Consider the following 24,932-nt stretch of genomic DNA (forward strand, 5'->3'; position numbering starts at 1 on the left):
AGCTTGCCTCGCGATCTTTTGACTATTTAAAAGATCGCGAGGCAAGCTCGCTCCTACAGGGTTTTGTTGTTATCGCAAGGCAGTATTCAAATCGATAAATGCAACACGCGTTCATCTTGCTTGGGTTCTGTTGCGCTGCGTTTGTTGACTTTTAATTCGCCCAGGTTGATCAGCAGGGTGCGGGTGACGTTGCGGCTCAGCCCCAGCAGTTTGGCGGTATGGACCTGGTTGTGGTGGCAAAAACGATAGGCCGCGCGCAGCAGACTGCGTTCGACGTTTTCGTGGAGGTTGTCTGACTGGCTTTCGAACAGCCGCTGGAAGGCATGTTCCAGCAGTTCTTCGGCGCTCTGGTCGCTGTTGACGGTGCTGGTTTCTGGTCGGGTGATGCGCAGGTTGGACATGCGCAAGTCGTCACTTTGGATGACACCGTCGCGGCAGATCAGCAGGGTGTGGTGGATGACGTTTTCAAGTTCGCGGATGTTGCCCGGCCAGTTGGAGTGCGCGAGTTTTTGCTCTGCCTCCGGGCTCAGTACGACGTCGCCATAACCCAGTCGACGGCTGTAGGTGTCGATGAAGTAGCGGGTCAGCGGGAGGATGTCGCCGGGGCGTTCGCGCAGTGGGGTGAGTTCCAGGTTGACCACGTTCAGGCGATAGAACAGGTCTTCGCGAAAGTGCCCGGCGTTGATGGCTTTTTCCAGTTGTACGTTGGTGGCGGCCAGTACGCGGACGTTGATGGGAATGCTTTTGCGCGAGCCCAGGCGGACCACTTCGCGCTCTTGTAGAACACGCAGCAGCTTGACCTGAATCGGCATTGGCAAATCACCAATTTCATCGAGAAACAGAGTGCCGCCGTTGGCTTCTTCGAACCAGCCTGCCTTCGCGCCCAGCGCGCCGGTAAAGGCGCCTTTTTCATGGCCAAAGAGTTCGGATTCCACCAGCGATTCTGAGAACGCACCGCAGTTTACGGCCAGAAAAGGCTGGTGCTTGCGTGCGCTGAGGTTGTGAATGTGGCGCGCAATCAGTTCTTTGCCGGTGCCGGTTTCACCAATGATCAGCACGCTCGCATCACTGGGCGCGATTTGTTGCAGGTGCTGGAGCAAGGCTTTGGACTTGGGGTCTTCAAAGACTTGCGCGGTTGCCCGGATCGAGGTGGCCAAGGCCGGGGAAGGGGGGAGGGTTAGCAGTTGCATGTCGGTCCCTATGAATAAAATGTCGGGATGGGGGACGTGCCGTTAAGTGCCCAGTCGCCCAGTTCCTGAAGCTTGTAGTCCAGAGGGTCGTGCAGGCTCTGCGTGCGCAGGTTGCGCCAGTGCCTGTCGAGCGCCACGGAGGTTTGCGTCGCGCGCGCTCCGGTGACCTCGAAGACCTTGCTACACAACTCCAGGCCATTGCGGCTGGCGGCTACTTTGGCGGTAGCAATGGCGATTGCGACTTCACCGCGCTCTTCACTGGTGAGCGCCGGGCCTTTGGCCCATGCCTCGTCCAGTACGGCTCCGGCGCGTTCGACCAGCAAGCGGGTGCTTTCCAGGGCGACCCAAAAGTCGCCGTAATGGCCAAGAATGTAGGGGTCCTGAGTGTTTTGGGTAGCGCTGGATTTAAACCAGGGCCGGGTTTCTTCCAGGGTGTAGCGGCGCGCTTCTTCAAAGGCGCCTTCGGCGATGCCGAGAAAAATATTGGCGAAATGCAGTTGGGCTATCAGCGGCCGCAAGCAGGCAAAGGGCGTGCTCAGCGGGCCGGGATCGAGCAGCAAGTCCGAGTCTTCAACCCGTACACGCTGGAACGTCACGCTGCCGCTGTCGGTCTGACGCTGGCCCATGTTGTGCCAGTCGTTGTGCAACGTAATGCCCGAGCGGGCGCTGGGGATGGCGGCTATTAGCAGCTTGCCGCCTGCGCTTTCGTCAATCGCAGAGGCAATCAGCATTTCAGAGTCGTTGGCGCCGGAGCAGAAGCTTTTTTTGCCGGAGAATTCACGCCAGCCTTCACGCTCCTTGACTACGGTGCGGGTGTCCAGCGGGTTGAGGGTGTTGCCCCAGAACCAATTTTTGTTCGCCGTCAGCTTGAACCAGGTTTGCCATTGCGAGGGTTTGGCGAACAACCGCACAGTGGCCAGCATCAGGTGATGGAAGCCGAAGACATGGGCAATAGAACTGTCCACCCGGGCAAATTCGCGCACCACTGCAAACGTTTCGGACCAGGTGGCGTTGAGGCCATCGAACTGGCCCGGAATGCTCATGGCCAGCAGGCCGCTGTCGCGCAAAAGATTACGTTCGTGCTTGGGCGTGCCGCCTTGGGCATCACGCTCCACGGCGGTCAGGGCGAACTCGACTGCCAGCTCTCGAGCGATGTCCAACGGTGCCTTCCTGGCATTTAGCTGTGTGACAGTCACGTGTGTTCACCTCGTTTGAATGTCGCCCCCCGACGTCGTGTCAGGGGGTTGCCAGAAGGCTGCGGGTTATTTCACTTGGCCGTAATCACCGACAGCTTGGTGATCCCTGCGCGCTCAATCGAGGCCATGGCGCGTGCCACTTCGCCGTAGTTCACACCGTTATCGGCTTGCAATTGCACGCGAACTTCCGGGTCTTTGGCCTTGGCCGCCTGCAGGTTGAACTCCAGCAGGCCCGCTTCAACTTCATCCTTGTTGATGAACACTTTGCCCTGATCGTCGATGCTCACCACCAGCGGATCTTTTTGCTCCACGGGGGCGACCGAGTCAGTCTTGGGCAGGTTGATCGGAATCGCGTTGGTCAGCAGTGGCGCGGTGACGATAAACACCACCAGCAACACCAGCATCACGTCGACCAGCGGCGTGACGTTGATTTCACTGAGTACTTCATCGTTGTCTTGGGTTGAAAAGGCCATCTCAGGACGCCTCCTTCACTTTTTGCGCGGGCGCGGCAGACTTGTTCAGCACCGGGTGCAGGTGCACACGGAAGGCGCTCTTCTGGGCCAGGCTGTAGAAGTCGTGGGCGAAGTCGTCAAGGTCAGCAGCGGTCAGCTTCAGGCGACGCAGGAAGTAGTTGTAAACCAGCACCGCAGGGACTGCGACCGCGATCCCGACGCCGGTGGCAACCAGCGCCGCACCAATCGGGCCCGCGACGGTTTCAAGGCTGGCAGAGCCGGCGGCGCTGATGCCTTTCAAGGCCGACATGATGCCCCACACGGTGCCGAACAGGCCGATAAAAGGCGAGGTGCTACCGATACTGGCGAGGATCGCCAGGCCGGTTTCCAGCGAGCGGCGTTCACGCACAATTTGCTGGCGCAGCGAACGCTCAAGGCGGTCCTGATGGTTGATGTTGTGTGCCAGGTCATTGGCCTGTGGCGCATCGGTTACTTGAATGGCGGCATAACCGGCTTGTGCTACACGGGCAGCAGCACCCGGCGCAGTGCTGGCCAGCTCGGCGGCCGAGTCGAGGCTGGTGGCGGCCCAGAATTGTTTGAGGAAGCGACGGTCCTGGTTTTTCAGGCGGCTGAACTGCACGCCTTTAAGCAAGAACAGGCCCCAGGTGGCAACCGAGAAAATAATCAGCAGCCAGATGACCGCATGTTCAATGGATTCAAAGGGGGAAGCGATAAGGTTCATGGTTCAGGCTCTCTAAATTAGGTCATCAAAACGGTCAAGGCGCCGCGTCTTTTTCAGCACGCTCGCGGTGTAAAAAATGAGGTCCGGGCTTATTTGATTTTGAAATCAATCGGCACGCTGACCCAGCCGTCAATCGGGTCATTACCTTGTTTGGCCGGGACAAAACTCCAGCGTTTCACCGCATCCTTGGCTGCGTTGTCGAGTTGGTCGCGACCGCTGCTTTTCTGGATCTGGATTTCGCCAGGCTTACCGCTGGCCAACACGTGGACCCGCAGCAGCACAGTGCCTTCCCAGCCACGGCGCATGGCCAGTGACGGGTATTCCGGCGCCGGGTTGTGCAAATAGCCGGCATTGGCAGAAGCCGGGGTTATTGGCGCGGGGGCAGGCGGCGCCGGTGGAGCAGGGGGTGCAACCGGTTGCGGTGGCGCTGGCGGTTGTTCAACAGGCTTGGCCACGGGTTTAGGCACAGGCTTGACCACCGGCTTGGGTTTTGGGATCGGCTTGGGCGGTGGCGGTTTTACGGCCAGTTCGTCTTCTACAGGCGGAGGTGGCTCGACCACGGGCTGAACAACCGGCTCGGGCGGAGGCGGTTCCACCACAGGCGGTGCCGGTTGAGAAAACTCGATGGTCATCGGCGGCACTTCCGGCGGCACGATCGGCAATACCGGCGTCGGGTTCTGACTGATCCAGTAAATCACCGCACCGTGCAGTGCCAGTGCGAAAACCCCCAGCAGCACTGCTTCACGGCGGCTCAGGATGCGCTTGGGCGTACTCTGCAGGCGCGACAATGACAGTGGGCCGCGAAACGTGCGCCCAAGATCAAGCAGTTCGCCGCCGGGGCCCTGGCGCCAGAGCACATCCAGCGCGCTGGCAGTTTGGACATTGGCCATTAATAACTCCTGGCTTTTAGCAAAACGAAGTCGTATTCGCGATCAATACACTTCACTGAATGCACTTAGTTGCCGAAGCAAACAGGCATGCCGAAAGTAATAGCAAGAGCCATACCAACTAGTAAAAGTGCCGTAAATCGGGCGTATTTTGTTAATTGTCAGACACAACAGTGTGGTTAATTCAGCGCATTGTTCATGCACTGTTGCTGGAGCAACACGTGTTGAACAGCAGGCAGGCAAAACCCCTCTGCCATGGGCGTCACGGCAACGACAGCAGGTGATGCAAATGCATATGTACTGATCAAATTGTTATAAGACAACTTCAAAAAAGGTCGACTGTTGAAATGCAAACAGCCCCTTTACAAACTGTTTGGTTGACACCTGAAAGTTGCTCTTCAATTGCCGGAAAACGCTGTTTTTGGGCTGGCACGAACTCTGCAAAAGTCCGTGTGAGAGCGAGACTATACAAATAGATGCTCCACTCACTAACAGGCAGGAGCATTAATAATGAACAGTGCGTCAGAAAGGCGAGTATTACGACGTAGTGCACTGGCGACAGCTTCCAGCATGGGAATTCTCCTGATGCTGGTTCAGGCCACAGCGGTGGCTGCCGAGGACAAAGATCCTACGTTAGCCACGGTGGTGGTGACCGGTGCCGAGGCCAGCGAAGCGCAAAAAGCGCAAAAAGAACTGAAGAAAGTGGCGGGCAACACCGCCGTGGTCGACAACCGGGACATCGAGCGCGGTCGCGCAGCCAATGCCGAAGACGTTCTGGCTTTGCAACCCGGTGTGTTCGCCCAGGCCACCAGTGGCTCAAGCGCCAACAAGATTTCCATTCGTGGCTCGGGGCTCAATACCTTCTATCAAGGCTATGTGCTGGGCATCAAGTTTCTCTTTGACGGCCTGCCGCTGACCGGGCCGGGCGGTACTCAGGAAGACATGCTGGACATGCAGGCGGTGGACCACACTGACGTGCTGTACGGCGCTAACGCTTACCTTTATTCCGCCTTGTCGCTGGGCGGTGCCATCAACTTTGTGAGTAAAACCGGGCGCACTGATCCAGGCAATTACGCGCGCTTTGAGGCGGGCAGTTACGGCTATCAAAAAGAGCAATTGAGCACCGGCGGCGTCGTGGGTGATGCTGATTATTACGTCAGTGTTCTGCACAACCAGCGCGATGGTTATCAGGACGACACGTCCAACAAAGGCCAAGGCCTGGTCGCCAACTTTGGCTACGTGTTCAACCCAAAGCTGGAAACGCGATTCTTTGTGCGTTATCGCGAAGAAACCCTGACCCAGGGCAACACGCTGACCAAGTACCAGCTCAAGCATGACCCGACCAGCAACACCGTGCCGATTGGTCGCAAGAAAGACGGCTCGACCCTGTTGGGCAGCAAGACGACCTATACCTTTGACGATAACGCCAAGCTGGAAGTGGGCCTGGGCTACAACGACTATCCGTTGCTGAACGGCTGGCGTTACAGCCCGTCCCCACAAGACTGGCGCTCCAAAGACATCAACCTGACCCTGCGTTATCTGCGCACGGGCGACACGTTCTTGGGCTTGCCCAGCGACAGCAGCGTGACGTTCAGCAATACCCAGTCTTACCTGGCGGACGTGAAGTCCCACAGTCGGGTTACCGGCGCAACACTGCAGAAAACCGATTACACCGGCTCGCGTGATACGGTGTTCTCGTTGGGGAACGAGTTGCAGTTGGGCGAGAAAACCTGGCTGTCCAGCGGGCTCTCGCTGATCAATGTCAAACGCAAGGCCGACATTAAATACACCACCGGCATTAATACCAGCGCCTTCCCCAACGATGTTGAATACACCGAAACCGATCTGGCCCCGCGTCTGGGCTTGCGCTATCAACTGACACCGGAATTCGAGCTGTTCGGCAACGTCAGCCGTTCGGTCGATCCACCCGTGACTTGGCAGTTGGGCAGCACCGGGACCCCTTACATTCGCGATGTTCGCCCGCAAAAGGCCAACACGGTGGAGTTCGGGATTCGCGGCGGTCATGGCATCTTTGATGGCAGCCTGACCGTGTACCGTTCGTGGGTGCAAAAGGAATTGCTCTCGGTGGTCGTGCGTCAGGCCACGGCGACCCAGGACCAATTGGTGGCCACCTCTAACGGCAGCCCGACCATTCACCAAGGGATAGAGGCGGGGCTCAACGCATTGCTTTGGGAAGGCAAGAATGGCGACACGGTGTCGTTGCGTCAGGCCTACACCGTGAACGACTTCTACTACCGTCACGACTCAACGTTTGGAGACAACCAGTTGCCGGGGCTGCCGCGTCAGGTGTATCAGGCCGAGCTGCAATATCGGCAAGCGGGTGGCTTCTACGCACAACTCAATGCGCGCGCGGCTTCCAGTTATTACGTCGATTTTGCCAACACCCTCAGTGCGCCGTCCTACACCCTCTGGGGAGCTAAAGTCGGTTACGAAGCCCCGAGCAAAAAATGGGAAGTGTTTGTGGATGCCCGCAACCTGACCAACCAGCGCTACGCCACGGCGACAAACACCGCGTATGACGCCAAGGGTCAGGACTCGGCCAACTTTTATCCGGGCGACCCGTTCAACGTCACTACCGGCGTTTCGTTCCACTTCTGACAGGTGAAGATCAAAAAATCGCGAGACAAGCTCGCTCTTACAGTTTTTTGCACGATTCAAATTCCCTGTAGCCGCTGACGAGGTACGAGGCTGCGATGCGGGCCGCAGGACCGCCGTCCGGGATCGCTGCCACCCATCGCAGCCTCATTCTTCGGCAGCGACTACAGGGCATTTGCCAGGCCTTGGCATTGTGCAAATACCGCTCTCTAAGCCAAAGGTTTAGAGTGGTGCCCAGGTTTGGATCGGGCGAGCACGGCGTTATGAATATTCGATTTCTGCAGACCTTCGTTTGGGTCGCACGGCTTGGCACTTTTCGCCTGACCGCAGAGAAGCTTTCGACCACCCAGGCGGCGGTTTCCAGTCGCATTTCAGTGCTTGAAAACGAGCTCGGGGTGCAGTTGTTTCAGCGTGATTCGCGTGGGGTGAGCCTCACGCGCGAAGGCCAGAAGGTGTTGGGATATGCCGAACAGATGCTCGCGACCCAGCAGCGTTTGTTGCAGTCGCTCGGCCAGACAGACAGTTTCGCCGGGCGCTTGCGCATCGGTGTCATGGACACGGTGATCCACAGCTGGCTCAGCGATCTGATCAGCGCCTTGAGCCGCGATTACCCTCAGGTTGAAGTCGAGCTGACGGCGGATACGGCGTTGAATCTCAACGAGCAACTGCTCAAGGGGCATCTGGACCTTATTTTTCAAACTGATCTGGTGCGTGCCGATGGGGTGCGTAATGTGCAACTGGCCAGCTACCCGCTTAGCTGGGTCGTGGCCAAGGGCAGCCCGCTTGATCGCAGCTATGCAAGCCTTTCAGACCTCTGTCAGGAACGCTTGCTGACCTTTTCGCGGTTATCGCGGCCACATCAGGACATGCTTAATTTTCTGCATCAGCAAGGCATTGCGACGCCCAGAGTCAGTTGCATCAACTCAGTGGCGGCGATCATCAAACTGGTGGCTGACGGCTTTGGCATAGGCGCGTTGCCACCGGTGCTGGTCAGCCGTGAATTGCACAGCCAAGCCTTGGTGGCGTTGTCCATGGATGCGCCACCAGGGTTTGCGGTGTTTGCCTGTTGGCGCGTCGGAGCAGGGCTGGAGCTGAACGAAGCGGTGGTCAATTTGTGTCAGCGTGTGGTCGCGGATTATCAGCGCGGCGTGTCGCACGACCATTTTGTATTGCCTGGCAACTGATCCGTATTTTTTCGCCATATCTGCGTCTGTTATGAGTGCAGATCAAGGCGCACAATTCCCATCAACCTCTCGAGACAGGCAAGAGCATGAGAGCCAAGCAGTACTCACCTCTTGCCGCCCGATGTGCTGCACCTGTTTTATTACGTAGGTTTGACGGGGAAATGTGATGGGTAAGATGGCGTGGTTTTTAGGCGGTTTTTTAATACTGACCATCGGTATCGGTATTTTGGCGACCATTCCGCCGGGTTGATCAGATGTTTTCACTCAGATGCGGGCATACCTGTGCTGCCCGCTCTGCCAATCACGCTCCGACTTACCCGCACGCAGGTTGAATACGTTTATTCGATCGTAAAATCGACCGCGTAGTTGTAGGGGTAGATGTCCGAGTGCTGTCTTAACCGGGAATTGCAATTTCCTGGGCCGATGACGCTGTGAGTCCAGAAGTAATTAACTCTTGGCGACTGATGAAGATACGACTGTTCATAGGCGTATAAAAAGCTGGTTTCAAACTGCAGTATGTCATTGCCAATGCTGTAGGCGAACCGGGTTTCAAAGAAGGGTTTTTTGACACCGTATTCAATCAATATGTCGCCCTTGAAGTGGGGGGCTGCATGGAATTGGAAAACATTTCTGCTGTGGGCGGAAAACTCAGGAGGGAAGCTTCCCTCTCTGCCGCTGTGGGTGCCTTCTATTCTTTTTAATTCATGCGCTGTGTTGTTGATAACGCGCAGGTTAACTATAAGTGTGTCGCTGAATTTGCTATTCATTTTTGAGATCCTTCTCATGGGGTGAATAGCTGAAGATTAGAGCCTTAACTTAGGTGCTGTCGGTGTAGTTGTCCTTCCTCTGATGCTGTTAATTCGTTTTTTAACGTAAGAATTATCTTTGTGATTCTCAAGCAGATGCAATTTTTTCTAGTGCGAGCTTTTAGGCAGCAAGAGTTCAGCGCACAGTCCGCCCCCTTGGCGGTTGCTCAGGCTAAGCGAGCCCCCCAAGGCTATTGCCAGTTGCTGGGCTATCGCCAGCCCGAGCCCGGTGCCGCCCGTGTCGCGGTTGCGCGAACTTTCTACCCTGTAGAACGGTTTCAGTACTTCGCGCAGTTCTTCGGCTGAAATACCCGGCCCGCGATCAAGCACTTTGATGGATACATTGCCGTTGGCTTCAGCGCTGACGACCAACTCGGCCGCTCCAGAAAATTTCAAGGCATTGTCCAGCAAGTTGATCAGTACCCGGCGCAGGGCATGGGGTCGGGTTTCGATGGGGGAGCCATAGCTGCCACTGCTGCTGACCGCTTTGCCCACGTCTTGATAGTCGAACACAATGCTGTCGACAAAGGCATCCAGGTCAAGTTTGCAGTTGGCCTCGGTTGAGCCATGCACGCTGCGGGCGTAGGCCACACCCTCGCGGACCAGGTGTTCCATTTCCCCCAGATCACTCAGCAGTTTGTCGCGCTCAGTCGAGTCGTCCATAAACTCGGCGCGCAGTTTCATGCGGGTAATGGGGGTCTGCAAATCGTGGGAAATGGCTGCGAGAATCTGCATGCGCTCTTTGAGGTAGTCTGCGATGCGCTGCTGCATGGCATTAAAGGCCACGGCGGCATGGGCGACCTCGGTCGGGCCGCTTTCGTCCAGATGCTGGATGCGGGCATTCGGGTCCAGGCTTTCTACCGCACGTGACAGCCGGCTGAGCGGGCGTATGGCCAGCCTCACCGCCATCCAGGTACAGCCCAGCAGCAGCGCCAGTTGCAGCACCAAAACCACCGGTAGCCACAGGGCCACGGGAATATCGGCCGGGCGCACGTCAATGGTCACAGGGTTGCCGTCAGCCAGTTGCAAAAACACCTGGTAGTGCGGGCGCACGCCGGGGATGTCGGCAAAGGTCAGGGCGTAATGTTGGCCCAGCGTGTCTTTGATCGAGGAAGCCGACATGGGCGGGTCTGCAGTGTCCATGGGCACACCGCTGTCGCCTTTGCCCAGCAGGTACTGATAATGCTGGCGGTCAAGGCGTGAAAGCCAGGCTTGACGCTCTTCGGCGGGCAGGCGGTCAAGGATGGCAATGGAGGTTGAAATGTCGTTTTCCATGTTGTTGAGCATGGTCGAACGGGCGCTCAAAAAGCGCTCATAGAACTGCACGCTGAACGACAGACCATTAGCCAGTAGCAGACTTACCAGAAAGATCAGCGACAATTGCGACGCCAGGGTCTTGGGCCAACGTAGCCATTTCATAGTGATGCACCGAGCATTTTCACGGGCAGTGAGAACACATAGCCTTCACTGCGTACGGTTTTGATACAGGCCGGTTCGCGGGCATCATCGAGCAAGCGTTGACGCAAACGGCTGACCAGCAGGTCGATGGAGCGATCAAACAAGTCGGCATCACGGCCCTGTGTCAGGTTGAGCAATTGATCACGACTGAGGACCCGTTGAGGGTGATCAAGAAACACCCGCAGCAGGCGGTATTCGGCGCCGCTGAGGGCGACCATGGTGTCGTCCTCATCCAGTAAGTGGCGGGCGCTGGTGTCCAGCCGCCAACGGCCAAACGCCAATAAGCTGCCACTGTCGGTGACCTGCAAATTGGGTGGCAACATGCGTGTACGCCTTAAAACGGCGTTGATCCGAGCGAGCAGTTCACGGGCCGCGAAGGGTTTGACCAGGTAGTCGTCGGCGCCCATTTCGAGGCCGATGATGCGGTCGGTTTCGTCACTGCGTGCTGTCAGCATTAATACCGGCGTGGCCTTGTGTTTGCCGGCGCGCAGTTCGCGACACAGCAACAGACCGTCATCACCAGGCATCATGATGTCCAGCACAATCAAGTCGACAGGTGTGCTTTCCAGAAAGGTGCGCATTTGCCTGCCGTCGGCAACGACAGTGGTGCGCAGACCGTTCTTTTTCAGGTAATTGCCCACCAGTTCGCGAATCTCACGATCATCGTCAACGATCAGGATGTGATCGACATGCTCCATGGCTTTAATCTCTCGCGGGTGGTTGGTGAGGCGCATCATAGCCAGAGACCGCGCTCTTGCCTGCAGGCCTTTGTATTTCAGTGTATCTGAGGTTTTACAGATACATCCTGAGGCAAAAATCTTCAGGCTGCTCATACGCTGCTTTGGCCTGGAATGTATCGCTGTGTATCTGCACGCCCTCCAGATACGCAAAGAGTCATCGAGGCCGATTCTCGACACATTCGCGATACCTCGCGGGCTTTGAATAGGACTCATCGAGATACCAAGCCTCGATGACTCTTAACCAAGACTGTGAGGAACTGATCATGAACATTAAAGCGACCTGTGCTGCCGGTGTGTTTGCCGCGTTAAGCCTTTTTGCCCTGGGTGCCCAGGCTCAAGAAATGCCCGTTGCGCAAAACTACACCTACGGCACGCATCTGGATGTGAAAAAGGTACTGGCCATCACTGAAGACCCTGGCTATGACTGCCAAGTGGTCAAATCGCACATGACCTACCTTGACTCCAAGGGGCAAACCCAGCAGCTCAACTACCTGAAAGTTTCGCAAAACTGCAACGAGGGCGGCTAGTCCATGGCTGGCAAGTTTGCAGGTGTTGGCAGGGCTACGCGTTGGCTGGCGTTGCTGGGTGCGATGGCCGCGAGTGGAGGTGCGTTCGCGGCCCAAGAAGGCGGTGTGCCGATGCCGGCGTTGTCCGGCGCTGTTGAGTGGCTTAACTCACCGCCGCTGACACGCGAGTCGTTGCGCGGCAAAGTGGTGCTGATAGATTTCTGGACCTATGGGTGTATTAACTGTCAGCGCAGTCTGCCTTATGTCAACGCATGGGCAAAAAAGTACGCCAAAGAAGGGCTGGTGGTGATTGGCGTGCATACGCCTGAATATGAAGAAGAGCGAGTGGTCGAGAACGTACGCCAGCAGGTGAAGAAGTTGGGTATTGAATACCCGGTTGCAATCGACAATAACAGCGTGATCTGGCGCGCCTTTGGTAACCAGTATTGGCCTGCCCACTATTTTGTTGATGCCAAAGGCCAAGTGCGGGCCACGCATTTTGGCGAGGGTATGTATCAGCAGCAGGAACAATTTATTCAGCGTTTACTTGCCGAGAGCCATGAGCAGTGATGCAGCCAACACTGAACTGGTCGATGAGTCCCTGGGACTGTCAAGGTTTCGCAGCTGACGCCGTGAAACCTCAACAGGCCCAAGGGTGTGTCCTTAACTCACTACGCGATAGCAGGGCACATAAGCGGCGCCGCCTGGCAGTTTCATGCGGTGTTGTTTAACGAAGGCATGCAGCAGTTTGTCCAGCGGCTTCATGATCGCAGCGTCACCGTGAATCTCGTACGGGCCGTGCTTTTCGATCAGGTGAATGCCTTTTTCTTTGACGTTGCCGGCCACGATTCCGGAGAAAGCCTGGCGCAGATTGATGGCCAGCTCATGGGGTGGCAGGCCGCTGCGCAATTGCAGGTTGGCCATGTTGGCATGGGTCGGGTCGAATGGGCGCTGGAACCCTTCATCGATTTTCAGCAACCAGTTGAAGTGGAACGCGTCATTGCGCTCGCGGCGGAACTGCTTCACCTCTTTAAGCCCCGCGGTCATTTGGCGGGCCACTTCAGGCGGGTTGTCGATGATGATCTGGTAGTGGTTTTGTGCCGCCTCGCCCAGGGTAGCGCCGACAAACTCGTGCAGCTGTTGCAGGTAAGGTTCGGCTTCTTTGGGGCCGGTCAAAATGACGGGGAAGGGCACGTCCTTGTTGTCCGGGTGCATCAGAATCCCGAGCAGGTACAAAAACTCTTCAGCCGTGCCCGCACCCCCCGGGAAGATGATGATGCCGTGCCCTACACGCACAAACGCTTCGAGGCGTTTTTCGATGTCGGGCAGAATCACCAGTTCGTTAACGATTGGGTTAGGGGCTTCGGCGGCGATGATGCCTGGCTCTGTCAGGCCCAGGTAACGCCCCCCCACCAGGCGTTGCTTGGCGTGTGAAATGGTGGCGCCCTTCATCGGGCCTTTCATCACGCCGGGGCCACAGCCGGTGCAGATGTCCAGGCTGCGCAAGCCCAGTTCATGGCCGACTTTTTTGGTGTATTTGTACTCTTCGGTGTTGATCGAGTGGCCACCCCAGCACACCACAATCTTGGGGTCTACGCCTGGGCGCAGGGTGCGGGCGTTGCGCAGAAAATGGAAGACGTAGTCGGTGATGCCGGCAGAAGAACTCAGGTCAACGCGTGTACTTTCCAGACCGCTTTCGGTGTAGACAATGTCGCGCAGGGCGCTGAACAGCATCTCTCGGGTACTGGCGATCATTTCGCCGTCGACAAAGGCATCGGCCGGCGCATTCAGCAGTTCAAGGCGAACGCCACGGTCTTGCTGGTGAATCCGGACTTCGAAGTCCTTGTAGGCTTCAAGAATGGTTTTGGCGTTGTCGACGTGAGCACCGGTGTTGAGGATAGCCAGTACGCATTGGCGGAACAGTGTGTAACTGCTGCCTGAGCCGACTTCGCTCAGTTGTTGCACTTCACGTTGCGAGAGCGTCTCCAGACTGCCTTTCGGGCTGACCGAAGCATTGATGACTTGTCTTTGAACCATTGTGGGCTTCCTGTGAGCGGGATCAAAAATGGCGTGGCGCAGCTTTATGAGTTCATATCAGCACTTCGCATTGGCCGAGCGAGAGGTCCCAACTCTTACGTCTTTGGATTCATTCGATTAAAGCATAGTGCCTCTGTGCAGGCATGTCGCAGAGCGATCCACCTTACGCGGTTCGCGTTGGCTACAGTAACACCGCGCACGCAGAAGACCAGCTATCGATCGGCTAACTTTAGCCCGGGTCTCTGAGCAATTGCGGTGTCTGCAAGGGGCGGTCAACGGTAGGGCCAGGGCACGGTTTTAAGCGGGGATTTACAGGCATGGATACGCAGATTCAGGGTTTCGACTGCCCGGCATGGGCAGTCGAATCGTCAATACGGTGGTGCCGTTTTTAACGGTCAGGCAGCCGGTTGGGCCTGCACATGATGGGACAGTGCTTCCTGAAGTTTTTTCTCTTGCTCAAGGGACAACGAGGTGCGCAGAACCTTGCCCTCGAAGCCTGCTTTTTGCAGTTCTTCCAGTACTCTCTCCGGTTGGTATTTGCGCAACAGCACAAACAGCGCCGAAGAGTTGTTCGGAATGGTTTCTCCCAGATTCTTGATGAACTTGTCGTCGATCCCGTAATCGCTCAACGAGCCAGACAGTGCGCCGGCGCCAGCGCCCAGGGCGCCGCCAATGGCAAAACCGGCCAGCGGGTTGAGAAACAGCAGGCCAACCAGTGCGCCCCAAAGCCCGCCAGTGACCAGGCCCGAGGTGGCGCCAATGGCAGTCAGGTTGACGCTTTGTTTGACGTGGAGCTTGCCTTCACCGTTACGCGTAACAATGACCGAGTCTTCGAGCTCAACCAGATATTCTTTGCTCAACGACACCAGCTCGGTGAGCGCGCGGTCGGCGGTTTGGGTGTCTGAAAATCCCACTACGATTAGATCGGACATGTCTTTCATTCCTTGACAATACAGGTCCAGCCCAGAGGGGCTGATATTAAAAGGAGTCGCTCAGTCGCCATGATGCATAGGCATCGTGGCCGCAGTGATTCAGTGAATATGAGTCTTCTGCGAGGATAGAGCGTGGTCGCAAACCTGGATATGTCAAGTCAGCAGCGCGTCACTGCCAGCAATCAAGGGGCATGATTGCAGAAAAAAGCGGGGATGATTTCAATCGTGGAGGGCTGGCTAGGCAGCCCTGACACTCACTCCAAGGGCTGATACCTCGGAGAATTAAGACTGGTTGCCTTTGTCCGATGCATTCAGACCTGCCTGGATGCGTTGATAGATTTCTTCACGGTGTACCGCGACGTCTTTCGGCGCGTTGATGCCGATTCTGACCTGCTGCCCGCTGACTCCTAAAATAGTGATCGTAATATCGTCACCGATGTTTATGCTTTCACCAACTTTACGGGTGAGTATCAGCATTTTTTTCTCCTTGATGGCTTTGTAAGGCACGTCTCTGAGACGGTGCGGCTTCGGTCATGGCTACAGAATACTGCTAAGTGCATATAAATGCGCCGCTCATTACAGACGTCATAGCCAGAGGTAAAATTCCCCGGACGAGGGAAGCTCATGCCTATGAAGCTTAAATAGGGGCGGATTTGATTTGTTCAAGGAGAGCAAAGGCCACTGCCCCAGTGATAAAATCGACCCACTCATACAGATAGGGGAAACGCAGTGCGTAAAGTCATCGTGATGACAGCAATATTGGCCTTGACGGCTTGCGGTCAGGAGTCTAACGATAAAATCGAGCAGGCTAAAGCGGCTTCTCACTCGACGGTGGTCCAGGTGCCTGTTGCTCACTGGGCGCTGGAGCTCACTGAAGGGCAGAGAGCGACGATTACGGATACCACTGGCAGGCTGCTGGATAATGGCTTTGTTCCCTACATTCTCGAAAAAGACGGTGTGCAACATTTCTTGATCGGCCCTTATGCAACCGAGGCTCAAGCCCGGGAAGTGCAAGAACAGATCAAGCTCAAACCCAAGCTCGAAGGCATTGAAACCGACGTGATAGAGCTGCCGCCTTCGCCTTGATCGACTGACTGTCAGCCATGGTTCAAGCGTAGTGCCCAACGGGCACTACGCGAATGTCGCCACCTGTTTTTTTAAGCGTGCCCGGCGCTACCGGTCCAGGCATGAGCAGGATTACAGCAATACGAGGCGCTGATTACATGCACATTAAGCGCGTGTAGCCGGCAATCTGGACATGCAAGTTGTTCAGCGTTTAGAAAGGTGTGACAAGCCCCAGGGCCGTTGCTTTGATCAATGCAGCGCTACGGGTTGAAACGCCGAACTTAAGACGAATATTGCCGAAATGAAAGTTGACCCCCGACTCCGTGCATTTGAGGATCAGCGCAATCTCCCAGGAGGTTTTGCCCTGAGCCCCCCAAGCGAGCACTTCCTTTTCTTTGGGGGTGAGTTTGATAGCGCTCAGAGCGCTCTCTTTGGTCTGGACGTTAGGCTGCAGATGTGCTGATTGTCCACTGGTCGCTGATTGAGGCTGATGCATGGCAAGACACTCCCATAGATCAAAAAACGTAAGTGGGTTGTAGGAAATCTCTCTGTACGAGAGGAATTTCCCGTAGGACTTTTCCTTACTATGGGCTTATTTATAAACCGTTCTCAGGTGTTTGGAACCTGTCAAAAATAACAGTCCGAGCACATTTCTGATCTCGGACTGGCAGGCGAGGCACCGCATTGCTTCGCCCCCTGACTGGCCCCTCAAACCAGCCTTAGCCCTTGCTTGCAACGAGCAGATGGCGCAAGTTTTATCTGGACACATATCGACGAACCGTGACGACAAGGGCCGCACGCTATGAGCAATCACAAGATCGAAATTCGTCGCAGCAATGTCGAAAAAATCCTTCTCGGAGCCGAGAAGGTCTTTGCCGAAAAAGGCTTTGCGGGCACCGCCATGGCGGATATTGCCGCTGAAGTTGAGCTGCCTCGTTCCAACTTGCACTATTACTTCAGTACCAAAACCGAGCTGTATAACGCGGTTTTGCTGGGTTTGCTGGAAGTGTGGAAACAAGATGCGCTGTGTTTTGAAACCTATGATGACCCGCGCCTGGTTCTCAGCAGTTACATTCGCGCCAAGATGACCCACTCGCGTACGCGGCCCTACGGCTCGAAAGTCTGGGCAGACGAAATCATCCATGGCGCGCCCACGTTGGGGCTCACGCTGGATGCGAGTCTCTATGATTGGGCAAAAATGAAAGAAGCCAAAATCCGCCAGTGGGTGGCAGACAAACGGATATTGCCGGTAGAGCCGTCCAGCGTGTTGTTCATGATCTGGGCTTCAACCCAGCACTACGCAGACTTCGATCACCAAGTGAACATCATCAACGAGCATCAACCGTTGAGTGACATCCAGTTCGAGCGCGCCATCCACAGTGTCACCAGCATCATCCTGCGCGGTATCGGGCTGGAGCCGTGACAGCGTCGCCCCATGTGATAACTACCCGTACCTAACCTGTGGGAGTCGGGCTTGCCCGCGATGCAGACGACTCGGTTAGCAATCGTCTGCGGTATTGATTCAATCGCGAGCAAGCCCGCTCCCACAGAGGGCTCAAGAAGCCACGTGGTACGGATTACGCGGGTCGTGGTTCCAGTCCAAGAAAGGTTTGCCGGTGTTTTGCGGCACCATCTCGATACAGTCGTCCACCGGGCAAGTGATCTGGCACAGGTTGCACCCTACGCACTCATCATCAATCACTTCATAGCGGTGGGTCCCGTCGGCCAGTTTCTGGCTGGAAATGGCCTGGTGCGAAGTGTCTTCGCAGGCGATGTGGCAACGACCACAGCCAATGCATGCTTCTTGGTCGATCTTGGCGATGACTTGGTAGTTTATATCCAGATATTTCCAGTCAGTGGTATTGCCCACGGCCCTACCCGAAAAGTCCTCCAGGCTCGAATAGCATTGGCTGTCCATCCAGCGCGATAAACCGTCTTTCATCTCATCAACAATCCTAAACCCGTGGAGCATGGCCGCGGTGCACACTTGCACGGCGCCACAGCCCAGGGCGATAAATTCCGCAGCATCGCGCCAACTGCCAATGCCGCCAATCCCACAGATCGGCAAGCCTTGGGTCTGTGGGTCGCGGGCAATTTCGGCCACCATGTTCAGCGCGATCGGCTTGACGGCCGAACCGCAATACCCCCCGTGGGTACTCTGGCTGCCCACCACAGGCAGGGCGACCATGCGATCAAGGTCGACACTGGTGATCGAGTTGATGGTGTTGATCAACGACACCGCATCGGCACCGCCGCGATGGGCCGCCCGGGCGCTGAGGCGGATATCGGTGATGTTGGGCGTCAGCTTGACGATCACCGGCAGCGAGCAGTACGTCTTGCACCAGCGCGTGACCATTTCCACGTACTCGGGCACTTGGCCAACGGCCGCGCCCATGCCGCGTTCCGGCATGCCGTGTGGGCATCCAAAGTTCAGCTCGATACCATCGGCGCCCGTGGCTTCAACCAGCGGCAGGATGTACTTCCAGGCTTGCTCCTCACACGGCACCATCAGCGACACAATCAGTGCGCGGTCCGGCCAGTCCTTTTTGACCTGAGTGATTTCACGCAGGTTGATTTCCAGCGAGCGGTCGGTAATCAACTCGATATTGTTGATGCCCATGACCTCACGGTTAGGCCCGAAGTGCGCCGAATAGCGCGACGACACGTTGACCGCCGCCGGGTCTTCACCCAGGGTTTTCCAGACAACGCCGCCCCAGCCTGCCTCATAGGCGCGGACCACGTTATAGGCTTTGTCGGTCGGCGGCGCAGAGGCCAGCCAAAAGGGATTGGGGGCTTTGATACCGGCGAAGTTAATCGAGAGATCGGCCATTTACGCAGCCTCCTGAGTGAGCATGAGTTGGGCATGAATGGCTTGCGCGGCCAGCTTGCCGTGTTGCACCGCTTGCACGGTCAGGTCCTGGCCCAGCGAGGTGCAATCGCCACCGGCATACACGCCGGGGATGCTGGTGCGCAGGTGCTCATCCACGGTGATCCGATCGCCTGTGCGCTGGAGTGAATGGGCCAGCGGGTCACTCAGGGTGGCTTCGTCAAAGGTTTGGCCGATGGCCTTGAATACCGCATCGGCGGCCAGCTCAAAGGTTTCGCCGGTTTTCACCAGGCGACCGTCTGCAAGGCGGGTGCGGGCAAAGCGCATGCCGCGAACTTGGCCCTGATCGTCGAGCAACACCTCATCGGGTTGGGCCCAGGTCATCAGGCGCACCTGATTGGCCTTGGCGATGTCTTGCTCATGGCCGGTCGCACCCATGTCTTCCTGACCACGGCGATACACCAGGTTCACCTCGCGGGCGCCCAGACGGGCCATTTGTACGGCCATGTCGATAGCGGTATTGCCCGCGCCCAACACGATGCAACGTTCGGCCAGTGGCAGTTGGGTCAGGTCGTCGCTTTGGCGCAGCTCGCGAATGTAGTCAGTGGCAGCCAATACACCGGGTGCCTCTTCGTGGGCCAGACCGAGCTGCCGACTGGCGGCCAGGCCGATGGCCAGAAATACCGAATCAAATTGTTGGTGCAGGTCGCTCAGGCTCAGGTTGTCGCCCAAGCGCTGGCCGTGGCGAACTTCGATGCCACCGATCTGCAAGACAAAATCCACTTCACGCTGAGCGAAATCATCCACCAGCTTGTATTTGGCGATGCCGTATTCATTGAGACCGCCGGATTTTTCCCGGGCTTCGAAAATCACCACCTCGTGCCCGTGCAGGGCCAGCCGATGGGCGCAGGCCAGTCCGGCCGGGCCCGCGCCGACCACGGCAATGCGCTTGCCGGTTGAGGCGGCGCGGGTGAACGGGTACTCGTTGAATTGCGCATTATCAATCGCATAGCGCTGCAACAAGCCGATCAATACCGGCGCACATTCCTGCGCGTTATTGCGCACACACGCTTGCTGGCACAGCACTTCGGTGGGGCATACGCGGGCGCAACTGCCGCCGAGAATGTTGGCCGAAAGGATTTTCTGCGCAGCGCCTTGAACGTTTTCCTGCTGGATATTGCGAATAAAAGACGGAATGTCGATGTCGCTTGGGCACGCATTTACACACGGTGCGTCGTAGCAATACAGGCAACGCGAGCTTTCCAGTTCAGCCTGACGGGCGCTGAGCGGTGGCGCCAGATCAGTGAAGTGACTGGCCAGCACCAGCGCATTTTCGTGGGGGTGCGGTAGATGATTCAGGGACTTGATCACAGGAATTGCCTCACGGTTGTGGGAAGCGTCTGCCTCTGACGGGCAGTGGTGGTGTACTCAGCGCTTAACAGCAACGGGCTGGTGATGCTCGGCGCGCTTTTTCAACAGGTCGTACACGGCGGGGTAGGCCGGGCGTTCGATATAACGCCCGGCGCCGCGTTCGGCCCGCAAATCGCCATCGGCCCAGACCACCCGGCCCTGGCTGATGGTGTGACTGGGCACCCCGCGCACGGTCTTGCCTTCGAATATGTTGAAGTCGACCTGCTGGTGGTGGGTTTTAGCGGAAATGGTGCGTGTGCCCTGCGGGTCCCACAGCACCAGGTCAGCATCGGCGCCGACGCGGATTGCACCTTTGCGCGGGTACAGGTTGAAAATTTTCGCGGTGTTGGTCGAGGTCAGCGCCACGAACTCCTGCATCGACAAGCGCCCGGTGTTCACGCCTTCATCCCAGAGCACGGCCATGCGGTCTTCGATACCCGCCGTGCCGTTAGGAATTTTGCTGAAGTCGTCACGCCCGGCGGCCTTTTGCTCAGCGCAGAAACAGCAATGGTCGGTGGCGGTGGTGTGCAAATTGCCGGATTGCAGGCCGTGCCACAGCGCTTGTTGGTGGCCCTGGGGACGGAAGGGCGGGCTCATCACATAGCCGGCGGCGGTTTGCCAGTCGGGGTTTTGATACACGCTGTCATCGAGCAGCAAATGCCCGGCCAGCACTTCGCCGTACACCGGCTGGCCCTGGCTGCGGGCATAGGTGATTTCGTCCAGCGCTTCACGGGTCGAGACGTGCACCAGGTACAACGGCGTGCCAATGGTTTGCGCGATGCGAATGGCCCGGCTAGCGGCTTCGCCCTCAACTTGCGAAGGGCGAGACAGCGGGTGGGCTTCCGGGCCGGTGATGCCCTGTGCCAGCAGCTTGCGTTGCAAGTGATACACCAGCTCGCCGTTTTCCGCGTGCACGGTGGGCACCGCGCCCAGTTCCAGGCAGCGTTCAAAGCTGGCGACCAAGGTGTCATCGGCGGCCATGATCGCGTTTTTGTAGGCCATGAAATGTTTGAAACTGTTGATACCGTGATGGCTCACCAGCTCGGCCATTTCTTCGCGGACCTGCTCGCTCCACCACGTGATGGCGACATGGAAACCGTAGTCCGACGCGGACTTCTCAGCCCAGCCGCGCCACTGGTGAAAGGCCTCCAGCAACGACTGCTGAGGGTTGGGAATGACAAAGTCAATAATCGACGTTGTCCCGCCTGCCAGACCTGCCGCCGTACCACTGAAAAAGTCTTCACTGGCAACAGTGCCCATAAACGGTAACTGCATATGCGTGTGGGGATCGATACCGCCGGGGAGTAAATATTGGCCACTGCCATCCAGCACTTCACCACTGGGCGGAACTTCAAGATCAGTGCCAATTGCGCGGATTAGACCGTCTGCGCAATAAACATCAGCACGGTAACTTTCATCATGGGTCACAAGCGTAGCGCCACGGATTAACAGCGACATACCAAGTTCCTCGCAGGCAGACCGGCTGAGGCCGGTTCTAATGTTGTTATTACGACCGTAGTACAGGTTTTTATTCCTGTCACTGGTGACAGGAATAAAATCTAGTGGGTTGTTGAGGAATGAGCAAACATTATTTTCAAGTATGTATGTGTTACTTAATTTATTGATTTATATAGGTTTAATCTTGAAATCACCAAATTGGTGCGCGCTTTCACCATTTCGGCGCACTTGACAGGAATTAAATATAGGTGAAGTTTCTTATGCTAAATCAGGCGCTTGAAGTCTTCGGAGAACAGCCAGAGTCAAACAAAAATAAATAAGCGTGCACCGATATGTTTCGTTTAGTTCTATCCGGCAATGCAAACTATTCTTGATAAGGGTTTATCGGCGTGTTGTGTGCGGTTTAAAAGTGCTTATAAACCAGCGAGTTGTAAGGTGTGAACACAACTGTCCGTGAACACAATAATTAACACGGCACAGTTTTTGATTGTCGCTGCCATTACCTCGCGGCCTTGGTCCGCGGTGATTGCACAGAGAATCGCTCTGCGTCCGTGCGCAGGGTTAATCACCATAAAAAAGAGAGTGAATGAGCATGCAACCGAGCAGATCCCAAGTCACCGAACGCGATGGTTTGTACGAATTGGAAGCCGGGCCTGAAGTTCTCGATAGCCCCCGATACAACCATGACATTGCCCCCACCCGCGTGCATGAGCGCACCTGGAACAAATGGCACATCACCGCGCTGTGGGTGGGCATGTCGATTTGTGTGCCGACTTACACCCTGGGCGGAGTATTGACCGCTTACTTCGGGCTGTCCGTCGGTGAGGCGCTGCTGGCGATTTTGCTGGCCAATATCGTGGTGCTGATTCCGCTGACGCTCAACGCTTTTGCCGGCACTAAATACGGGATTCCCTTTCCGGTGCTGTTGCGTTCCTCGTTCGGCATCCTTGGGTCCAACGTCCCGTGCTTGATCCGGGCGCTGGTGGCCTGTGGCTGGTTCGGGATCCAGACCTTGTTCGGCGGCCTGGCTATTCACCTTTTTCTGGGTTCGGTGTTCGAGGGCTGGAAAAGTCTGGGGGGCATCGGTGAAGTCATCGGTTTCATGCTGTTCTGGGCACTCAACCTGTGGGTGGTACTGCGCGGCGCTGAGTCGATCAAATGGCTTGAGACCCTGTCTGCGCCGCTGTTGGTGCTGGTAGGGCTGGGCTTGCTGGTGTGGGCCTTGCCGAATGTGTCGATGACCGAACTGTTAGCCCAACCGCCGAAACGCCCTGAAGGGGCCAGCGTGTATGGCTACTTTTTTGCCGGGCTGACCGCGATGGTGGGTTTTTGGGCCACCTTGTCGCTGAATATTCCCGACTTCAGCCGCTACGCCAAAAGCCAGAAAGACCAGATTCTGGGGCAGATATTTGGCCTGCCACTGACCATGTTCCTGTTCGCCTCGTTGGGCGTGATCATGACCGCCGCCTCGCAAAAACTGGTGGGCGTGACCGTCTCCGACCCCGTCAGCCTGATCGGCCATATTCAAAGCCCTGGCTGGGTCGCGCTGGCCATGGCGTTGATCATCATCGCCACGTTGTCGACCAACACCGCCGCCAACATCGTTTCCCCGACCAATGACTTCCAGAACATCGCGCCCAAGCTGATCAACCGCACCACAGCGGTGATTTTGACCGGGCTGGTGGGGCTGGCGCTGATGGCCCATGAACTGCTGAAAAAACTCGGCTTGCTGGTCTCGGATGTCAGCCTCGAAACCGTGTATTCCAACTGTTGCTGGGTTACTCCAGCCTGCTGGGGCCGATTGCCGGGATCATGGTGGTCGACTATTTCATCATTCGTCAGCAAAAACTCGACCTCGCCGGGCTCTACCGCGACGGCGTGTACCCGGCCTGGAACTGGAACGGTTTTATCGCCTTTGGCGTGCCGGTGGTCTTGACCCTGATGTCGTTGGGTAGCAGCGCTTTCAGCTGGTTTTATGACTACGGCTGGTTCACCGGGTCGCTGCTCGGTGCCGCGATTTACTACGGCTTGTGCCGCCTGAGCAGCCCGCAAACAGCGGCTGCCAAAAGCACGATCTGACCCAATAAAAACTGCCTGAGGAATAACAATATGAACGCAGCACATCCCCTTCAGCAGCAAGCCACTCAGTCGATCAACGGTGAACGCCTGTGGGCGTCACTGATGGAACTGGCCAAGCTGGGCGCTACGGTCAAAGGCGGTGTGTGCCGCCTGGCCCTGACCGACCTCGACCGTCAGGCCCGGGACATTTTTGTACGCTGGTGCGAAGACGCCGGTTGCACCGTCAGCGTCGATGCCGTGGGCAATATCTTCGCCCGCCGACCGGGGCTTAATCCTGACCTGCCGCCAGTGATGACCGGCAGTCACATCGACACCCAACCTACGGGCGGCAAGTTTGATGGCTGTTTCGGCGTGCTGGCCGGGGTCGAAGTGCTGCGTACCCTCAATGACCTGAACATCCAGACACAAGCGCCGATTGAAGTGGTGGTATGGACCAACGAAGAAGGCTCGCGCTTTGCCCCGTGCATGATGGGCTCGGGGGTGTTTGCCGAAAAATTCACCCTCGAAGAAACTCTCGCCAAAACCGATGCCCAAGGCATCACCGTTGGCGAAGCACTCAACGCCATTGGCTATGCAGGCAGCCGCAAGGTCAGCGGGCATCCGGTGGGTGCTTACTTTGAAGCGCACATCGAGCAGGGGCCGATTCTGGAAGACGAACGCAAAACCATCGGTGTGGTGCTCGGGGCGCTGGGTCAAAAATGGTTCGACCTCAACCTGCGCGGCGTCGAAGCCCATGCCGGGCCAACCCCCATGCACTTGCGTAAAGACGCGCTGGTCGGCGCGGCGGCCGTAGTCGCTGCGGTCAACAAAGCCGCCCTGGGCCATCAGCCCCATGCCTGCGGCACCGTGGGTTGCCTGCAAACGTACCCTGGCTCACGCAACGTCATCCCCGGTGAAGTGCGCATGACCCTGGATTTTCGTCACCTGCAGCCGGAACGGCTGGACTCGATGATCAGCGAAGTGCGCGAAGTGATTGAGGCGACATGCGCCAAGCACGGTTTGAGTTTTGAACTTACCCCGACGGCTGATTTCCCGCCGCTGTACTTCAACCCTGACTGCGTCAACGCGGTGCGCAATGCCGCGAGCGAGCTTGGCTTAAGCCACATGGACATCGTCAGCGGGGCAGGTCACGACGCAATCTTCCTCGCCGAACTGGGCCCGGCGGGCATGATCTTCGTGCCGTGTGAAGGCGGCATCAGCCACAACGAAATCGAAAACGCCGACCCCAAAGACCTGGCGGCGGGGTGTGCGGTGCTGCTAAAAGCCATGCTGGCAGCCTCCGAAACTGTAGCTGCCCAGCACTAATTGCCCTGTAGGCGCGAGCTTGCCTCGCGATCTTTTAAAGAT

General features: G+C 56.9%; 22 protein-coding genes and 1 pseudogene. 8 read left to right on the top strand and 15 right to left on the bottom strand.

The window, feature by feature from the left end; all coding sequences use genetic code 11:
* Positions 1 to 86 precede the first annotated feature (86 nt).
* From QMX84_RS18580 to QMX84_RS18600, 5 genes are all read right to left on the bottom strand, one after another.
* A complete protein-coding gene (locus QMX84_RS18580; protein ID WP_153330600.1) occupies positions 87 to 1,190 on the bottom strand; it encodes a sigma 54-interacting transcriptional regulator in 1,104 nt (367 codons plus the stop codon).
* Between the two features lie 8 nt (positions 1,191 to 1,198).
* On the bottom strand, positions 1,199 to 2,386 hold the full coding sequence (locus QMX84_RS18585) for an acyl-CoA dehydrogenase family protein (protein ID WP_282364488.1): 1,188 nt from the start codon (positions 2,384 to 2,386) through the stop codon (positions 1,199 to 1,201).
* 71 nt (positions 2,387 to 2,457) lie between these two features.
* Positions 2,458 to 2,859, bottom strand: coding sequence for a biopolymer transporter ExbD (locus QMX84_RS18590; RefSeq protein WP_048368932.1), 402 nt, complete (start codon positions 2,857 to 2,859; stop codon positions 2,458 to 2,460).
* Position 2,860: 1 nt separating this feature from the next.
* The gene (locus QMX84_RS18595) at positions 2,861 to 3,580 is read right to left on the bottom strand and encodes a MotA/TolQ/ExbB proton channel family protein (protein WP_048368933.1); all 720 of its coding nucleotides are present in this window, start codon (positions 3,578 to 3,580) and stop codon (positions 2,861 to 2,863) included.
* Between the two features lie 89 nt (positions 3,581 to 3,669).
* A complete protein-coding gene (locus QMX84_RS18600) occupies positions 3,670 to 4,470 on the bottom strand; it encodes an energy transducer TonB (protein ID WP_048388490.1) in 801 nt (266 codons plus the stop codon).
* Between the two features lie 567 nt (positions 4,471 to 5,037).
* Between QMX84_RS18600 and QMX84_RS18605 the strand changes: the two genes are divergently transcribed.
* Together QMX84_RS18605 and QMX84_RS18610 are read left to right on the top strand one after the other, a co-directional pair.
* On the top strand, positions 5,038 to 7,086 hold the full coding sequence (locus QMX84_RS18605) for a TonB-dependent receptor (RefSeq protein ID WP_282364489.1): 2,049 nt from the start codon (positions 5,038 to 5,040) through the stop codon (positions 7,084 to 7,086).
* A 260-nt stretch (positions 7,087 to 7,346) separates the two neighbouring features.
* Positions 7,347 to 8,267, top strand: a complete 921-nt coding sequence (locus QMX84_RS18610; RefSeq protein WP_262124551.1) for a LysR family transcriptional regulator — start codon at positions 7,347 to 7,349, stop codon at positions 8,265 to 8,267.
* Positions 8,268 to 8,605: 338 nt separating this feature from the next.
* Here QMX84_RS18610 and QMX84_RS18615 read toward each other — a convergent pair whose 3' ends face one another.
* From QMX84_RS18615 to QMX84_RS18625, 3 genes are all read right to left on the bottom strand, one after another.
* A complete protein-coding gene (locus QMX84_RS18615) occupies positions 8,606 to 9,034 on the bottom strand; it encodes a hypothetical protein (RefSeq protein ID WP_262124550.1) in 429 nt (142 codons plus the stop codon).
* A 147-nt stretch (positions 9,035 to 9,181) separates the two neighbouring features.
* Positions 9,182 to 10,492, bottom strand: a complete 1,311-nt coding sequence (locus tag QMX84_RS18620; RefSeq protein WP_262124548.1) for a HAMP domain-containing sensor histidine kinase — start codon at positions 10,490 to 10,492, stop codon at positions 9,182 to 9,184.
* The gene (locus QMX84_RS18625; RefSeq protein ID WP_282364492.1) at positions 10,489 to 11,229 is read right to left on the bottom strand and encodes a response regulator; all 741 of its coding nucleotides are present in this window, start codon (positions 11,227 to 11,229) and stop codon (positions 10,489 to 10,491) included. Before QMX84_RS18625 ends, QMX84_RS18620 begins: the two co-directional genes overlap by 4 nt.
* Positions 11,230 to 11,534: 305 nt before the next feature.
* On the opposite strand from QMX84_RS18625, the gene QMX84_RS18630 reads away from it, so the two are divergent.
* Together QMX84_RS18630 and QMX84_RS18635 are read left to right on the top strand one after the other, a co-directional pair.
* A complete protein-coding gene (locus QMX84_RS18630; protein WP_048368939.1) occupies positions 11,535 to 11,798 on the top strand; it encodes a DUF2790 domain-containing protein in 264 nt (87 codons plus the stop codon).
* A 63-nt stretch (positions 11,799 to 11,861) separates the two neighbouring features.
* The gene (locus tag QMX84_RS18635) at positions 11,862 to 12,347 is read left to right on the top strand and encodes a thioredoxin family protein (protein WP_262124572.1); all 486 of its coding nucleotides are present in this window, start codon (positions 11,862 to 11,864) and stop codon (positions 12,345 to 12,347) included.
* Between the two features lie 93 nt (positions 12,348 to 12,440).
* On the opposite strand, the gene ppnN is transcribed toward QMX84_RS18635, so the two are convergent.
* The 3 genes from ppnN to csrA all read right to left on the bottom strand — a co-directional run bounded on the left by ppnN (position 12,441) and on the right by csrA (position 15,223).
* The gene (gene ppnN, locus QMX84_RS18640; protein WP_262124547.1) at positions 12,441 to 13,814 is read right to left on the bottom strand and encodes a nucleotide 5'-monophosphate nucleosidase PpnN; all 1,374 of its coding nucleotides are present in this window, start codon (positions 13,812 to 13,814) and stop codon (positions 12,441 to 12,443) included.
* A 395-nt stretch (positions 13,815 to 14,209) separates the two neighbouring features.
* Positions 14,210 to 14,746, bottom strand: a complete 537-nt coding sequence (locus QMX84_RS18645) for a DUF1269 domain-containing protein (protein WP_262124546.1) — start codon at positions 14,744 to 14,746, stop codon at positions 14,210 to 14,212.
* 282 nt (positions 14,747 to 15,028) lie between these two features.
* Positions 15,029 to 15,223: a carbon storage regulator CsrA gene (gene csrA / locus QMX84_RS18650; protein WP_048368943.1), complete on the bottom strand. Its 195-nt coding sequence runs from the start codon at positions 15,221 to 15,223 to the stop codon at positions 15,029 to 15,031.
* A gap of 252 nt (positions 15,224 to 15,475) precedes the next feature.
* Between csrA and QMX84_RS18655 the strand changes: the two genes are divergently transcribed.
* Positions 15,476 to 15,832 (top strand): hypothetical protein, encoded by a 357-nt coding sequence (locus QMX84_RS18655; RefSeq protein ID WP_048368944.1) that lies wholly within the window; start codon positions 15,476 to 15,478, stop codon positions 15,830 to 15,832.
* Between the two features lie 190 nt (positions 15,833 to 16,022).
* On the opposite strand, the gene QMX84_RS18660 is transcribed toward QMX84_RS18655, so the two are convergent.
* Entirely contained in the window at positions 16,023 to 16,307 is a 285-nt protein-coding gene (locus tag QMX84_RS18660; protein WP_262124545.1) for a helix-turn-helix transcriptional regulator, read from the bottom strand.
* Between the two features lie 306 nt (positions 16,308 to 16,613).
* On the opposite strand from QMX84_RS18660, the gene QMX84_RS18665 reads away from it, so the two are divergent.
* Entirely contained in the window at positions 16,614 to 17,234 is a 621-nt protein-coding gene (locus QMX84_RS18665; protein ID WP_048368946.1) for a TetR/AcrR family transcriptional regulator, read from the top strand.
* A gap of 132 nt (positions 17,235 to 17,366) precedes the next feature.
* Here QMX84_RS18665 and preA read toward each other — a convergent pair whose 3' ends face one another.
* Genes preA through hydA form a run of 3 tightly spaced genes read right to left on the bottom strand, consistent with a single transcriptional unit; the run spans position 17,367 to position 21,506 of the window.
* The gene (gene preA / locus QMX84_RS18670; RefSeq protein WP_282364490.1) at positions 17,367 to 18,641 is read right to left on the bottom strand and encodes an NAD-dependent dihydropyrimidine dehydrogenase subunit PreA; all 1,275 of its coding nucleotides are present in this window, start codon (positions 18,639 to 18,641) and stop codon (positions 17,367 to 17,369) included.
* Positions 18,642 to 20,009 carry an NAD(P)-dependent oxidoreductase gene (locus tag QMX84_RS18675; protein WP_262124543.1) on the bottom strand — a complete coding sequence of 456 codons (1,368 nt, stop codon included), beginning with the start codon at positions 20,007 to 20,009 and terminating at the stop codon, positions 18,642 to 18,644.
* A gap of 57 nt (positions 20,010 to 20,066) precedes the next feature.
* Positions 20,067 to 21,506, bottom strand: coding sequence for a dihydropyrimidinase (hydA, locus tag QMX84_RS18680; RefSeq protein ID WP_282364491.1), 1,440 nt, complete (start codon positions 21,504 to 21,506; stop codon positions 20,067 to 20,069).
* A 592-nt stretch (positions 21,507 to 22,098) separates the two neighbouring features.
* Between hydA and QMX84_RS18685 the strand changes: the two are divergent.
* A pseudogene (locus QMX84_RS18685) lies at positions 22,099 to 23,585 on the top strand (NCS1 family nucleobase:cation symporter-1).
* A 30-nt stretch (positions 23,586 to 23,615) separates the two neighbouring features.
* Positions 23,616 to 24,890, top strand: coding sequence for a Zn-dependent hydrolase (locus tag QMX84_RS18690; RefSeq protein ID WP_262124541.1), 1,275 nt, complete (start codon positions 23,616 to 23,618; stop codon positions 24,888 to 24,890).
* Positions 24,891 to 24,932 lie beyond the last annotated feature (42 nt).

It is taken from the genome of Pseudomonas sp. PS01297 (assembly GCF_029959305.1).
Classification (GTDB): domain Bacteria; phylum Pseudomonadota; class Gammaproteobacteria; order Pseudomonadales; family Pseudomonadaceae; genus Aquipseudomonas; species Aquipseudomonas helleri.